Annotated in this window: 7 protein-coding genes; 1 reads left to right on the forward strand and 6 read right to left on the reverse strand. The window is 40.6% G+C overall.

Translation table 11 applies throughout. The features are described from left to right. Window positions 1-17 precede the first annotated feature (17 nt). The 3 genes from ACZ47Z_RS10690 to ACZ47Z_RS10700 all read right to left on the reverse strand — a co-directional run bounded on the left by ACZ47Z_RS10690 (window position 18) and on the right by ACZ47Z_RS10700 (window position 6,618). On the reverse strand, window positions 18-2,750 hold the full coding sequence (locus ACZ47Z_RS10690) for an alpha-L-rhamnosidase (RefSeq protein WP_426742453.1): 2,733 nt from the start codon (window positions 2,748-2,750) through the stop codon (window positions 18-20). 105 nt (window positions 2,751-2,855) lie between these two features. Next, window positions 2,856-4,244 (reverse strand): MFS transporter, encoded by a 1,389-nt coding sequence (locus tag ACZ47Z_RS10695; protein WP_054752286.1) that lies wholly within the window; start codon window positions 4,242-4,244, stop codon window positions 2,856-2,858. 79 nt (window positions 4,245-4,323) lie between these two features. Further along, the gene (locus ACZ47Z_RS10700; RefSeq protein ID WP_412310174.1) at window positions 4,324-6,618 is read right to left on the reverse strand and encodes a glycoside hydrolase family 3 C-terminal domain-containing protein; all 2,295 of its coding nucleotides are present in this window, start codon (window positions 6,616-6,618) and stop codon (window positions 4,324-4,326) included. A 230-nt stretch (window positions 6,619-6,848) separates the two neighbouring features. On the opposite strand from ACZ47Z_RS10700, the gene ACZ47Z_RS10705 reads away from it, so the two are divergent. After that, window positions 6,849-8,057, forward strand: a complete 1,209-nt coding sequence (locus ACZ47Z_RS10705; RefSeq protein WP_054752285.1) for a helix-turn-helix domain-containing protein — start codon at window positions 6,849-6,851, stop codon at window positions 8,055-8,057. 43 nt (window positions 8,058-8,100) lie between these two features. On the opposite strand, the gene ACZ47Z_RS10710 is transcribed toward ACZ47Z_RS10705, so the two are convergent. Genes ACZ47Z_RS10710 through ACZ47Z_RS10720 form a run of 3 tightly spaced genes read right to left on the reverse strand, consistent with a single transcriptional unit; the run spans window position 8,101 to window position 13,535 of the window. Further along, window positions 8,101-11,469, reverse strand: a complete 3,369-nt coding sequence (locus tag ACZ47Z_RS10710) for an SbcC/MukB-like Walker B domain-containing protein (protein ID WP_412310173.1) — start codon at window positions 11,467-11,469, stop codon at window positions 8,101-8,103. Further along, window positions 11,435-12,130, reverse strand: a complete 696-nt coding sequence (locus ACZ47Z_RS10715) for a DUF4194 domain-containing protein (protein WP_020436894.1) — start codon at window positions 12,128-12,130, stop codon at window positions 11,435-11,437. Before ACZ47Z_RS10715 ends, ACZ47Z_RS10710 begins: the two co-directional genes overlap by 35 nt. After that, window positions 12,123-13,535, reverse strand: a complete 1,413-nt coding sequence (locus ACZ47Z_RS10720; RefSeq protein ID WP_015529547.1) for a Wadjet anti-phage system protein JetA family protein — start codon at window positions 13,533-13,535, stop codon at window positions 12,123-12,125. The genes ACZ47Z_RS10715 and ACZ47Z_RS10720 overlap by 8 nt, the downstream gene beginning before the upstream one ends. Between the last annotated feature and the right edge of the window lie 31 nt (window positions 13,536-13,566).

The raw sequence follows: 13,566 nt of genomic DNA on the forward strand, positions 1-13,566 counted from the left end.
GACAAAACCGCATGCTGCTACATAATTGTATTCTGATTCAGTGCATTCACTACTGCCTCATACATCGGTTTTGCCTGTGGCGCAGCTCCCAGCAGTTCTGCGAGTGTCATTCCATAAGCGAACTGGATCATTGGACCTTCCAGCATTCCCGGTGCCATCTGGTTGAACATCTCAACTGCAAGCGGTTCTGCAACGATTTCGCCAAGTGTGCTGTCCATACTAAATCGCTCTACAACAAGACTTGTCTCTGTATTATATTCGTAATCATATACACCGGAACCAACTTCGTGTACTTCCTCTTTTTCCGGAAGAACAATCACAGCTGTTGTATTGGCCGGAACTTCTACATGGACATGAATTTTTCCATTCTTGCAGGATGTGTTTGCCACAATCTTTCCGTAAACAGAATCAAACTCTGTGCCCCACTCTTCAATGCCTTTTACAAACATTGGTTTTACCTGGAATTTCTTATATCCCGGCTCTAACTGAGATAATCCGGCAACTTTACGATACATCCAGTCTCCTACAGAACCATACGCATAATGGTTCAGAGAATTCATTCCTGATTCATCAAATGTTCCGTCTGGTTTGATTGAATTCCAACGCTCCCAGATTGTTGTTGCTCCCATGTTTACTGCATAGAGCCATGACGGATAATCTTCTTTCATGAAGAGAGTTGCAGCCATTTCATGAGCTCCATTTTCAGAAAGTGTATGGCAGATATATGGTGTTCCAACGAATCCTGTAGCTAAATGATTTTTGTGATTTGCAATATTGCTAAGCAATGTATTTAAAATGCGTTTTCTGTCTTTTTCTCTTGCAAGATTAAAATACAGGGAAATAATTGCACCTGTCTGTGTCTCGCTTACGATACGTCCTGTCTCTGTGTAGTATTCTCTCTGGAATGCATCCAAAGTTGTTTCATAAAGATCCGCATACTTTTTCGCTTCTTCGTCTTTTCCCAGCACCTCTGCTGTTTTCTTTACAAGCTCTGTCACATACAGATAGTACGCATTTGCGATCATATATTTATCCGTTGCTCCGGTTCTGTCTGCGCTCTCTTCTTTGTCCAGTGCAAGCCAGTCTCCGTACTGGAATCCGCTCTGCCAGAGACCATTCTCTTCACAGTTGTTCTTGATGTAATCTACCCACTCATGCATACATTTCCAGTTTTCTTCCAGAATACCTTTATCGCCATAAATCTGATAAACCACCCACGGAACGATAACTGCTACATCACTCCATGCAGAAGAACTGTAGGAATCCAAAATATCCGGCACTACATGCGGAACACCCTTTTCAAGAGAAGATTCTGCTGCCACATCACGCATCCATTTTTTGTAAAATAATGCTGTATTTCTGTTAAATGCCGCTGTCCAGGAGAATACCTGCGCATCTCCGGTCCATCCAAGACGCTCGTCTCTCTGCGGACAATCTGTCGGGATATCAAGGAAATTATCTCTCTGGCTCCATATAATATTACTTTGCAGCTGATTTACTTTTTTGTTAGAACAATGGAAATCACCTGTCTTTTCCATATCAGAATGTGTCACACAGGCAATAAACTGATCTGCTGTAAATTCTTCCATTCCTTCCACACAGATATAACGGAATCCGTGGAATGTGAAATGCGGACGGAAAATCTGCTCTTCTCCGTTGCAGATAAATGTATCAATTGATTTTGCCTGACGAAGTGTCTCCGGATAGAAGTTTCCATCTTTGTCCAGTACCTCTGCATGACGGAGTACAATCTTCTGGCCCTTTTCACCTTTCACATGAACCTCAACAACACCTGTGACAATCTGTCCAAAATCAACGAGTTTTTCACCTTTTGGTGTCACAATCAACTCTTTACCCACAATTTTCTCTGTGATACGAACAGGTTCATTCTCCTGTGCTGTTAATACTCCTTTGTCAAAATCTTTAACAACAACATTTCCTTCTATGATTTTCGGTGCATCTGTGTCGATTGTCTCACCCATGTAAATTTCACTGTAACGGATCTCTCCTGTTTTTACAGACCATGTTTCATCGGTAGCGATTACATCTTTGTTTCCATCTTCATATTCAACATGAAGCTCTGCAAATACTCCTGCCTGTGTGCCATAACGATTTGGTTCACAGGTGAATCCTAGGATCCCCTTATACCAGCCGTTTCCAACTGTAATCGCAATTTCATTTTCTGCTGTAAGCTGCTCTGTCACATCATAAATCTGATACTGCAGTCTGTTGTGATAGCTTGTCCATCCCGGTGCCATACGGTAATCACCGACTGTCTGTCCATTCAGTGTCACTTCATATACACCATGTGCAGTTGCATACAGACGGGCTTTCTTTACCTTTTTATCAATTGCAAATGTTTTTCCAAATACCGGGCATGCTGTCTCTTCTTCAGGGAAATCACTTGTGATCATCTTTGCGATAAACTCTGTATTGTTAAAAATTCCTGTCTCAAATGTTCCTTCAATTGCTTCTACATTTCCATGGTTATCTGCCACAGATACCTCTACTTTATAAAGCATTTCATCTGCCAGTTTTTCTCCTTCATAAGAAATCAAAACGGACTGATCTGATGCTTTTTTTCCACTGTTCCAGACAACGTTACCCTTCTCATCTGTTACATTAATTTCATATACTGTCTGGATTGTATTCTGCTCTTCGGACTCTATTTTCCATGAAAATCTTGGTGCCTTGTCTGTCAGTCCGATTGGATTTTCTCTGTATTCTGTTCTAAGATCATATAATTTCATCTATAATTCCTCCATCTTTATATCCTCAAAAAGTCCTTTAGCCAAAAAGGGACAGAAACTTGGTGTCAGCTCCGTCCCCTCATACTACTATCTGCTATTTATTATCTATTTTGCTTCTTTTCTCTTCTGCAGTTCAGCTACGATTTCAGGATATCTCTTCTCAAGGTCATTCTTCAAAAGAAGGATAAACATGATTACGAAAAGTGCAAGTGGAATGTAGATACCGAATGTGAAGATTGCTGTATCTACTGATGCCGGCTGAGCTGCAAGTGCTGCATTGTATCCAGCTGCTGCCAGAAGCCATCCGATCAGAGATGCTCCAATACCGGATCCGATCTTCATTCCGAAAGAGTTCGCACTATTTGTCATACCTACGATACGTTTTCCGAACTTATAATCATTGTACTCAACACAGTTATTTACCATTGCTCCAAACAGACACATCAGAGGAATGTTAGCAAATGTTGCTACTGCTCCACCTACAACACATGTCATAAGGCTGTATGGTGTAAATACTCTCACCAGACAGGCTACTGCTCCCATCGCACAGGAAATCATACAAGTTTTTGTCATACCTAACTTAGATGCCATCGGTCCTGTCAGGATGAATCCGAGGAATGTAGGAATCAGTCCGACTGCTCCGAGAAGTGCTACGATGTTATCATTTCCAAGAATATATTTTGCATAATAGGTACCACCAGATGCACTTAAGCTGTAAGAAATATTCATCAAGAACTGAAGTGCAAGCATGATCACCCAGTATTTATTTTTGAAAAGAATTTTGATTCCTTCTACAAATGGTACATTCTCATCTTCACTTTTTTCTGCAATCTGCACATTTTCTTTTGATGTTTTATAAAGAATAAGCAATGACAGCAGGGAAATTAAACTAAAGACAACCGCCACTTTAATCCATGCACTCTGTGTGCCACCAAGCATATTCGTAATAGGAATTAAAAGGATTGCAATTACCATTCCGGCAATGTATCCAAATGCTGCACGAAAGATTCCCATTTTACCACGTTCTTCAGAACTTTCCGTACGGATCGCCATTAAAGCACTGTAAGGAATTGCCACTGCTGTGTATACAATTGCTGTAATCAGTACGTTCGTGATCAGTACATATGCTGCCTGTAATCCACTTCCCATATTTTTAGGTACGGTAAACAATAAAACGATAGATACGAATGCCGGAATTGCCATTCTTGCAAACCAAGGACGACATTTTCCCTTTGGTGATTTGCCATTATCCATGATTTTTCCCATTGCAAGGTCTGAAAATGCATCAAAAATCTTTGCGATCAGAAGCATCGTTGCAACCATTCCTGCTGCCAGTCCAACCTTCTCTGTATAGAAGTAAGTCAACTGTCCAACCAGACAGCTCATAATATTCAGCGGTAACTGTCCGAGACCATCACCAAGATAATCTGTAAGTCTCATTGATTTCTGAACTCCCATTGAGTCCAGGCCAAGTTCTTTTTTTGTTTTAGCCATTTTTGTCCCTCTCTTATTTTTTCCTTATCCCGTTATTCTCAGCTTACTGTGAATAACAACTCTTTGTTACAATCTCATCCTATAATTGATTCAACGCATTTACCATTTGCTCAAGCATCTCTCTCTTAATTCCCGGAACAAAGCTTAGAAGCTGACGAAGCGGCATACCTTCCATCATCGCTGCCATCATTTCCTGATTCACAACTCCTGACTGATCATTTTCATTTGCTTCTGCCATATCCATTGCCGCATCATTCTGTGCCATTCCTTGCATAAATGGTGCCATTACAGTCTGTGCTTTTGGATCACGCATCAGTTCACCAAGGCAAGTATTTAAGGAATATGTTTTTGGAAGTTCTTTTGTAGGATGTACTGTGATTTCTTCCCCTACACACATCTGATCTGCATTTTCACCGATCATCACTTTATAAGTTCCTTCCTCTGCATACCAGTCATGGATCAATGTATTCCAGTAAGCAAATGCTCTCTCATCCAGTGTAAATGTGACTGTCTTCTCTTCTCCTGCTTCTAAGAAAATCTTTTCGAATCCTCTCAGTTCTCTGACTGGACGGACAACTTCTGTCTCAGGTGCTTCTACATAAAGCTGAACGACTGTCTTACCTGCACGATCTCCGGTATTCTTTACTTTAACACTTACTTCTACAGTATCTTTGTCAGACATTTCTTTCTTGTCAACCTGAAGATCACTGTACTCAAATGTCGTATAAGACAAACCATATCCGAATGGGAACGCTGTTTCCATTTTTCTGGATGTGTAATAACGATATCCTACAAACACGCCTTCTCTGTAATCAGAATTATCATATCCCTTTCCATAAGTCAGATAGCAAGGTGTATCTTCCAGACGAAGTGGAAATGTTTCTGCCAGTCGTCCGCAAGGATTTTTTCTTCCTGCAAGCACTTCTGCAACAGCCTTTCCGACTGCTTCTCCTCCAAGATAAGCTTCTAAGATACCTTCCACCTGATCTTTCCACGGCATAATGACTGCGGAACCATTGTGAAGAACAACCACTACGTGTTTCTGTACTTCAAGCACTTTTTCTACAAGCTCATTCTGACAATCCGGAAGATTCATATGCTTTCTGTCATATCCTTCGGATTCAAAGTTATCAGGAAGTCCGAGAAAAAGAACTGCCACATCAGCTTCTGCCGCTGCCTTTACAGCTTTCATCTGGAGCTCTTCGATAACTTCATCTTTCTCATCCTGATATCCTTCTGCAAAAGTCACATTTGCAAGCTCCGGAATCTCCTTTGCCGCTTCCAGTGCTGACTCTACTTTCCAGCTGTTGATGTGAGAGCTTCCGCCGCCCTGATATCTAGGTGTCTTTGCATATTTTCCGATAAATGCAATTTTCTTATCAGAAGTCAGTGGAAGAATTTCATTTTCATTCTTTAATAATACCATGCACTCCGCTTCGATTTCAGCCGCTGCTTTATGATCTTTTTCATAATCGAATACAGCTTTCTCATCACGATTCTCTGTGTAACGGAAAATAATGTTAAGAATTCTTTCACAAGCCTGATCGACTACGCTCTCATCAAGTTTTCCTTCCTGAACTTTCTTCACGATCAGTCGGTCATCCTCATAATCTCCAGGTGGCATCTCAAGGTCAAGCCCTGCTGCAAGTGAAGATACTCTGTCATTTACTGCACCCCAGTCTGAAACAACATATCCGTCAAATCCCCATTCTTCTCTTAAGATCTCTGTCAGATACTCTTTTTTGTCTCCTACAAATTCACCATTAATACGGTTGTAGGAACTCATAACCGTCCATGGTTTTTCTTTCTTAATTGCACCCTCGAAAGATGCAAGATAGATTTCTCTCAGGGTTCTTTCATCCATATCAGATGAGTTTGTCATACGGCGTTTTTCCTGATTGTTTGCAACGAAATGCTTTGCACTTGTTCCAACATTCTTGCTCTGGACTCCTTTGATCAGTGCTGCTGCCATCTCTGTAGATACGAGTGGATCCTCTGAATAATATTCAAAGTTTCTTCCACAAAGTGGAGAACGTTTGATGTTCATTGCAGGTCCGAGGATTGTACTGACATCCATTGCCTGACATTCCTGACCGAGCAGTTCTCCCTGTTTGCGAATCAGCTCACGGTCAAAACTGGATGCTGTCGCACATCCTGCCGGGAAGCAGATTGCCTTCTCACTCTCGTTGATTCCAAGATGGTCAGCTCCCTGTGCCTGCTTTCTCAGTCCATGCGGTCCGTCTGTTACCATAACGGATGGAATTCCAAGACGTTCCACTCCTTTCAGATGCCAGAAGTCTGCTCCGGAACACATTCCGGCTTTTTCTTCCAGTGTCATCTGTGAAATCAGACTCTGAATCTTCTCTTTCTCCATGCTATTACCTCCATTTTTTATGATTTCTTACTTCTTGCTTGTTCTATCGGTTTTTCATCATGGCTTTATAATAACTGGAAAACGGTCGTATTTATTTCATTTTTAAACTTTTATTTATATATTTACACTTTTATTATCTATTTTTCTATTGACTTGGAAAATATTTTCGATTACGCTGATAGAATGTAACGTACATAGCATTTTCACACATAGAACAGAGGCAGAAACTTATGGAAAAAATATATTCCCTGATTAATTTCATAAAAGCTTATTACCCAGACTCGAATATCCCCATGTATCTTTTTTCGGATGAAAAATGTATTTTCTGCATGCCGGAGCAAAACGAACTGACTCATCCTCCATTCCAATATCTTCGGGAACTTTTTTCCGGTTCTGACCGTATCACTTACTGTACGACTGAATATGGAATCATGTTTTGCTCTCTTAGATTAAATCACTGGAAAAACAGTTACATTGTTTTTGGTCCGATCACAACTGTACCTTATTCTGATTCCGACTTGCAACATTTATACAAAGACTACATGGTATCAAACGACAGCCGCCTTGATTTCAATTCCTTTCTTCGTCAGATTCCATGTCTATCCTTGCCTTCTCTGTTGAAAAAATGTATCTTTTTAAATTATTGTCTGCACGAAGAAACCATTTCACTCGACCAGCTTACTTCTGTTGGGCAGACATTTTCTGAAAATGATGTTACGACCGATGCCTCTCTTCTTTTGGAAGAAACTTATCATAAAAAGGAAAATGAGCAACACAACCAGACATATATTCTTGAAGAACAGCTTTTGAAACTTGTCCGCACAGGTAACTGCGAAGGATTTAAGGAATTTATGTATAGCGAAAGTAACTTTCATATCGGTGTCACAGGCTCTACTGCTCTACGTCAGTTAAAAAATAATATTATCATCACAACGACCTTATGTACCCGTGCTGCAATTGAAGGAGGACTGGATTATGACACTGCATATCAGCTCTCTGATTATTTCATCCAATCTTCTGAACGACTGACAAGTGCGGACCGGTTAACTGATCTTCTCGGAAAAGTCAGTTATACTTTTGCAGAAAAGGTGGCACAATCAAAAACGCCCATCTCAACAGACGAGCGCATGCAGAAAGCAATTCGTTATATTCAGCAGAACGTGAATCAGCACCTCACCGTTGGAGATGTTGCTGATTACGTCGGATTCAGCAAATCCTACTTCTCTGCCTATTTTAAAAAAACACTTGGATTCTCTGTCAGTGCATTTATCCTACGTTGCAAACTGGAAGAAGGTAGAGAATTACTGCAGTATACAGATAAATCTATCAGTACGATCAGCGAATTTCTGTGCTTTTCCAGCCAGAGTCATTTTCATACTGCATTCAAAAAACAATTTGGGATAACACCGTCAGAATACAGAAAGCAGCAGAATGATTGATCCTGCTGCTTTCTCTGTATCATACGGTACGATAACCGTTTCCTTATTCATTTCCCTCAACCATATCGAGGTAATCCCCTTTATCAATGTGCATCATAGATACCTGATTCTGATGTCTTCGGAAACCGTATACACAGTCTACATTTCGTATCAGAGACTGTAGACGTTCATCCGGTACACATACGATCAGCTGAAGCTCCAGCTCTCTCGCATAATGAAGACACACTTCGCTTCGCTCCTTATCCATCTTGGAAAATGCTTCATCAAGAAGCACCAGACGGATCTTAGAATCACGGTTTGTCTGCTGCATATAGAGCATCGCAAATCCTGCAAGCAGCGCGACATATTTCGGGTTCTGTCCCTCTCCTCCGGAGTCACGGCCTGCCATATCATCGACTGCATTTTTGCGGATATTTCCATTCTCATCTTCCACCTTTTCATACATACTGAAAGTCAGATAATTACGATAATCCACATACTGTTCCATCTGCTGACGATACTGGCTTAAGGATCTTGCATCTTCCTCCTTCGGAGGCATGAACTTCTCAGTCAGACGCTTGATATCTTCTTCATACTTCTGATAGAACTCATCCTCACCAAGACTTAACTGACCTTCAAATCCGTAGTCATCGAACACTTTGCTGTCTAGTTCAGGTGCTGTAAGCATCTCATAAAACTGTCCATTTTCATTCTGAGCCGGTATGATATCAATCTGGTAGATACTATCTGAGAACTTGATCTTCGCAAGCAGACGGTTGATCTCTTTCTTATGTCTGTAAGCCGCCTTGATTTCACCATGAATGGAAGCAATCACATTTTCACGCAATGTATAGTAAACCAGATTATACTGCTTATCGAATTCTTCCTTGTACTTCGGTTCGAAATCTTTCCTGCACTGATTCAGCACTTTGTCATACACATCATTTTCATGTTCTATTCCTGTAAAACCATAGGCCGGATAAGCATTATTGAACTTATTTCTACTTCTTTGCAGTTCTTCTCTCTCCGTCTCTTCCAACGTTTCCAAAGCATCCTTTTCTTTTGTCTTGTCTCTCTTATAAGCTGCTTCGCTCTGTACTTTTAACGCATCTGCTACTTCATTCTGAAGCTGTTCGTTGACAACAAATCCCTCTGTCAGGAAGTTTATCTTTTCTGAAAATGATTTGATATTACTCTCGATTTGTCCCTGTATCTTCGCATACTGTACTACTTCACTTTGAATGCTATCAAGAATCTCTGCATTTTTCTTAAGCAACTCCAGTAATTCCTGCTTTTTCTTCTTCAGTTCGACGGTCCGGTCGCCTCGTTTCAATTCTTCTACTTCCAGACGTAATTTTTCCTGTTTCTCGTAATAATCCTGAAGCTGTTCCGCTGCTTTTGAAAGATGTAAGATCTGTTCTGTGCTCTGGTTCAGACACTCGAATTTCTGTGCTGCACGCAGTGCCATCTCAACACGGCAGTCCTCTTCCACTTCCTGTTTCAGCTTCGCTGCTTCTTCTTCCAACTCAAGAAGTTTCGCCTTTGACACTTTCGTTCCGATACAGGCATATTTCTCATAATCATTCTTTCTTAAATGTCTGAAAATGTAATTGCTGTAGGAATAACAGTCCTTTGTGACACCATCTCTCGTCTCATGAAGTTCTTCCACCGTCTCACATTTCTTAATGCGGCCTAAGTATCGCTTCAGACAAGTATCTACATAAGCTTCCTCTGCGCGCACACACTCGTACAGTGTATTCTCATCTGCCTTCGGCTTGTCTCTCACGATTGCCGCAGTATCCATGAGTTCGACATCCTCGATCCCCTTCATCTGCTTCATTTTGCGAAATGCTTTCGCAGCATCTAACGTATATTCAGGTGCTGTCACCAGACTGTGTTTCACACGTCCCATACGTCCTTCGATTGCATTTTTCCACTCTTCATCCGTAATATCAAACAAGTCCGCAAAGATATTTACATGGATCGTTCTTCCATACTGAGTACTAAGTATATTCTGTAATTCCTGTCTTGCACGCTTCAATTCCGCACGATATGGTTTTCTGTCATTTTTGAGGTCTTCTACCATCTCCCGCTTCTCTTGAAGTTCTTTCTGATTCTCACGGATTCTTTCGCGGACATCACCTAATTCTGTATTAATATTGTCGAGTGCATCACTTAAATATTGCTTTAGCTTTTCAATCGAATCTTCACTCACAACACCATCTCGGATATCATCAATTCTATGCAGCGCCTGATTGCTCACATAAGCACTGACTTCATCGTCTTCCTCCCAAGCGGAAAGACCTTTTACGATATCTCTCCATTGTTCTGAATTCGTTGCCAGAAGCTGGATCGTATTTTCAATCTCCTTTAGCTCCTTCTCTTTCTGTCCATAATCGCTGGCTTTGAGTTCTGCCTCGACTTCTACCTGTTCTTTCGTATAAGCATCTTTCTCTGCCAAATAAGATTTTCTCTTTTCTTCTTTTTCCTCAATCTTCTTGAGAATATCCTGCAGATCATCCTCTTTCGATTGCAAATGTGCTTTACAATTTTCTATTTCAATATATTTTAAGATCTGTTCCACATAGATCTTATCAGCTCTTGCTTTCTGCAAGGCTAGATTATGCTGACTGATCTCGTCAAGCATTTTAATTCTCTGCTCCAGATCTTCTACGCGTTCCTTGATCTCACGGTAAGCGCCAAGCTGATCACTGATTGTTGCAACTGTATCTTCCTTGCTCTTTGGGAACATATAATCTTTGATAAACTGTCCCGTTCCGTTCGTCATACGAAGTGCAATCGCGCTTTTCTCCATTGTCATCATACGGCCCGGCTCTACATAACCAAAGATTGCATCATAAACCGTTTTCAAATACGCTTCTTTCGATGGATATACACGGTTCACATCTCCGCGACCTCTGTTGTCAGCCGATTCTATCCTTGCTTCTACCAATTTTTTAAGTTTCGCGATTGTATACGGGACACCTTCTTCTGTCAAATATTCATCCTCCGGAATCTTTCCGGAATGACTGAAGAAACAATATTTCCTGATGTCTGTATCTGCCTTTCCAACCTCAAATGAAACACCAATACAAGTATGTGTATTCTTTCCTGTATCCTTAATCTCCAAGACGATCTGAGAACAGAAGTCCTGGTCTTCTCGGTTAAAGGAACCGTCTTTCTGCGCTCCTCTAAGATAACTTAGAACACTACGCCTGTTCTTCGCGTCATCTGCCGCTTTATTCAAGAATGTGGAAGATATACTTCCATATAAAACAACCTGGATCGCATCCATAACAGTAGACTTACCAGATCCACTTTTCCCACTGAAAAGATTCACATACTCATGGAACTCCATCACTTTGTGACTGATACCGCCCCAGTTATTCATTAACATTCTAGTAAATATTTTCTTCGACTGTTTCTCTTTCATCTTCCACACCTCCCTCTGCTTCTTCCTGGATTTCCTGTTCAGAAACTTCTTCTGTAATCTCTTCCTCTGCGTACTGATCTTCCTGATATTCTTTGATCAACGCAGTAATATCCATACTTCCACAATATAGATTGATCGTGCTGTAGATATAAATCGGAGTCTCATCCTCAACATTCTGGATTGCTCCCGGCACTTCAATGATCTGATGCTTACTCATCACATATAAAGCTTCTTTCCACTCACCCATCGTAAGCTTATAATTAATCAGATTCGTATTCTTTCCATATTCACGAATCTCCGCCAGATTCGTCACTGTAGCTTTCAAGCCTTCTCCTAAAATCTTATCTCTGTAAATTAATTTAACAAGTAAGATTACTTTTGTAACGGTGGCATTTATCTTTTCTATTGCGATTCCATCTCCATGTAAACGGTAAATGTGTTCCTGTGGGTCATGCACTAATTCACAGCTTAAAACAGACAGATAGTCTTCAATAAACTTTCTATGTCTTGTACAGATCTCATAATGCAGATTGTCTCTTGGGACAAGTGTTACAGGATCATATTTCATCTGTAAAATACATGTCTGTCTGAATAATGCAGCAATTGTTTTCTTCAGGTTATCAGCTTCTGTCACTGACAATTCTTCCATATAATTAACCATCTGATTCTACTCCCTCTATCGTAAGTTTTGAAAATCGGAAACCAGCCTCATTCTCCATCTCCTGCGCCACTTCAATCTGTGCCTTACTGTCCGCAGATTCTGTTGCATGCTGCCATACCATAAATAACTTCTCCAAATCTTCTATTGATTTTACAGTATCTTTTGTCACTGTGAATTTTCCATTCTGTTCATTTTTCTTTCGGAAATCTCTGATCTCTTTCTGCGTATACAGTGGTTCCAGGACAAATTCTGTCATATTCTCTTCCTGTGATTTCTCAGGTGTTACCGCCTGTGGAGTGAACTTTTCCTTCTGATTTTCACGTCTTTGATACAGACTCTTCTCTGTCATAATCTTATATGGCTCCGAAAACCTAAGTTTTGAAGACAACTTATCCAGAATCTCTTCCGACTTGCCACTTTCATTAATCAGATTAATCAGTGCGACTGTCTGATCTTCTTCCATTACACCTTCCATCATAATGTACCGGATTCTTGCTGCGGCACGGCTTGCAAATACTGTCTTTTGTTCAATCAGCTTATTATATCTGCGCTCAATCGCATCAAACTCTCTCGAAATCTTATAGAGCATATCTGTCGCCTCTTCACAGATCTCGATCATTCTTCGCAGACGATAAGATTTTCTCGTATTTTCTTCTTCACTTAAGAGTTCTGTTTCAAATGAATATTTTCTTGCTTCTGTCTTTTCCAGATTTTCTTCGATCAACTCTTTTACAGCTTCTTTGTATCGATAAAAGCTGTCTGTTGTAGTCAATATCGCATATTTTTTGCTATCACTGTTATTGATCTCTTTCACAAGTACTTCCTGGATTCCTCGGAAACTTCTCTGCTTTGACAGTTCATCGAAATAACCTCGCATTCCCTCCTGCATGTTCGCGAGCATCTGCAGAAGTGCTCTTGATGTATGAAGCGCACTTTTTAAAATCTCATTATTCTTCTCTTTGTCTAAACTATAGGTATAGAGATGACTGTATACCGTAAGCACACTCTCTCGTTCCTTACCGTCATTTTCACTGTATAATTTCTGAAATAATTCTACAAACAGCTGACTGTATTCCGGAAATGAAACGACATAACTATTCAACGTTTCATCATAATCCCTTCTAAGCCATCCCCAGTCTTCAAAATGCTTCAGACTGACTGATGCCATGTTGGCTCTGGTGATCAATTCTCCTTCTTCATCGACTCTTGCCTCACTCCAGTCCAGTGCCATCTTCGCCAGTCGTTCATTCATGATCATCTGACACTCTCGTTCCGTAAGCCCGAGAAGAGAATAAGACTGACTGCTCTCCTCATAAAGCGCTACCAGAAACTGCATATAGAATTCCATATATTTACTTCCAAATATTTTATATAGATCCTTTGGAACTTTTTCGACCAGTTTCATGTTTTTTCTTATGTCTCCTTTTTATTCCTAT

The organism is Mediterraneibacter faecis, from assembly GCF_055383675.1.

Bases quoted from the DNA above. Each gene is read 5' to 3' on its own strand.
- ACZ47Z_RS10690 (WP_426742453.1), bottom strand. From the start codon at position 2,750: ATGAAATTATATGATCTTAGAACAGAATACAGAGAAAATCCAATCGGA.
- ACZ47Z_RS10695 (WP_054752286.1), bottom strand. From the start codon at position 4,244: ATGGCTAAAACAAAAAAAGAACTTGGCCTGGACTCAATGGGAGTTCAG.
- ACZ47Z_RS10700 (WP_412310174.1), bottom strand. From the start codon at position 6,618: ATGGAGAAAGAGAAGATTCAGAGTCTGATTTCACAGATGACACTGGAA.
- ACZ47Z_RS10705 (WP_054752285.1), top strand. From the start codon at position 6,849: ATGGAAAAAATATATTCCCTGATTAATTTCATAAAAGCTTATTACCCA.
- ACZ47Z_RS10710 (WP_412310173.1), bottom strand. From the start codon at position 11,469: ATGAAAGAGAAACAGTCGAAGAAAATATTTACTAGAATGTTAATGAAT.
- ACZ47Z_RS10715 (WP_020436894.1), bottom strand. From the start codon at position 12,130: ATGGTTAATTATATGGAAGAATTGTCAGTGACAGAAGCTGATAACCTG.
- ACZ47Z_RS10720 (WP_015529547.1), bottom strand. From the start codon at position 13,535: ATGAAACTGGTCGAAAAAGTTCCAAAGGATCTATATAAAATATTTGGA.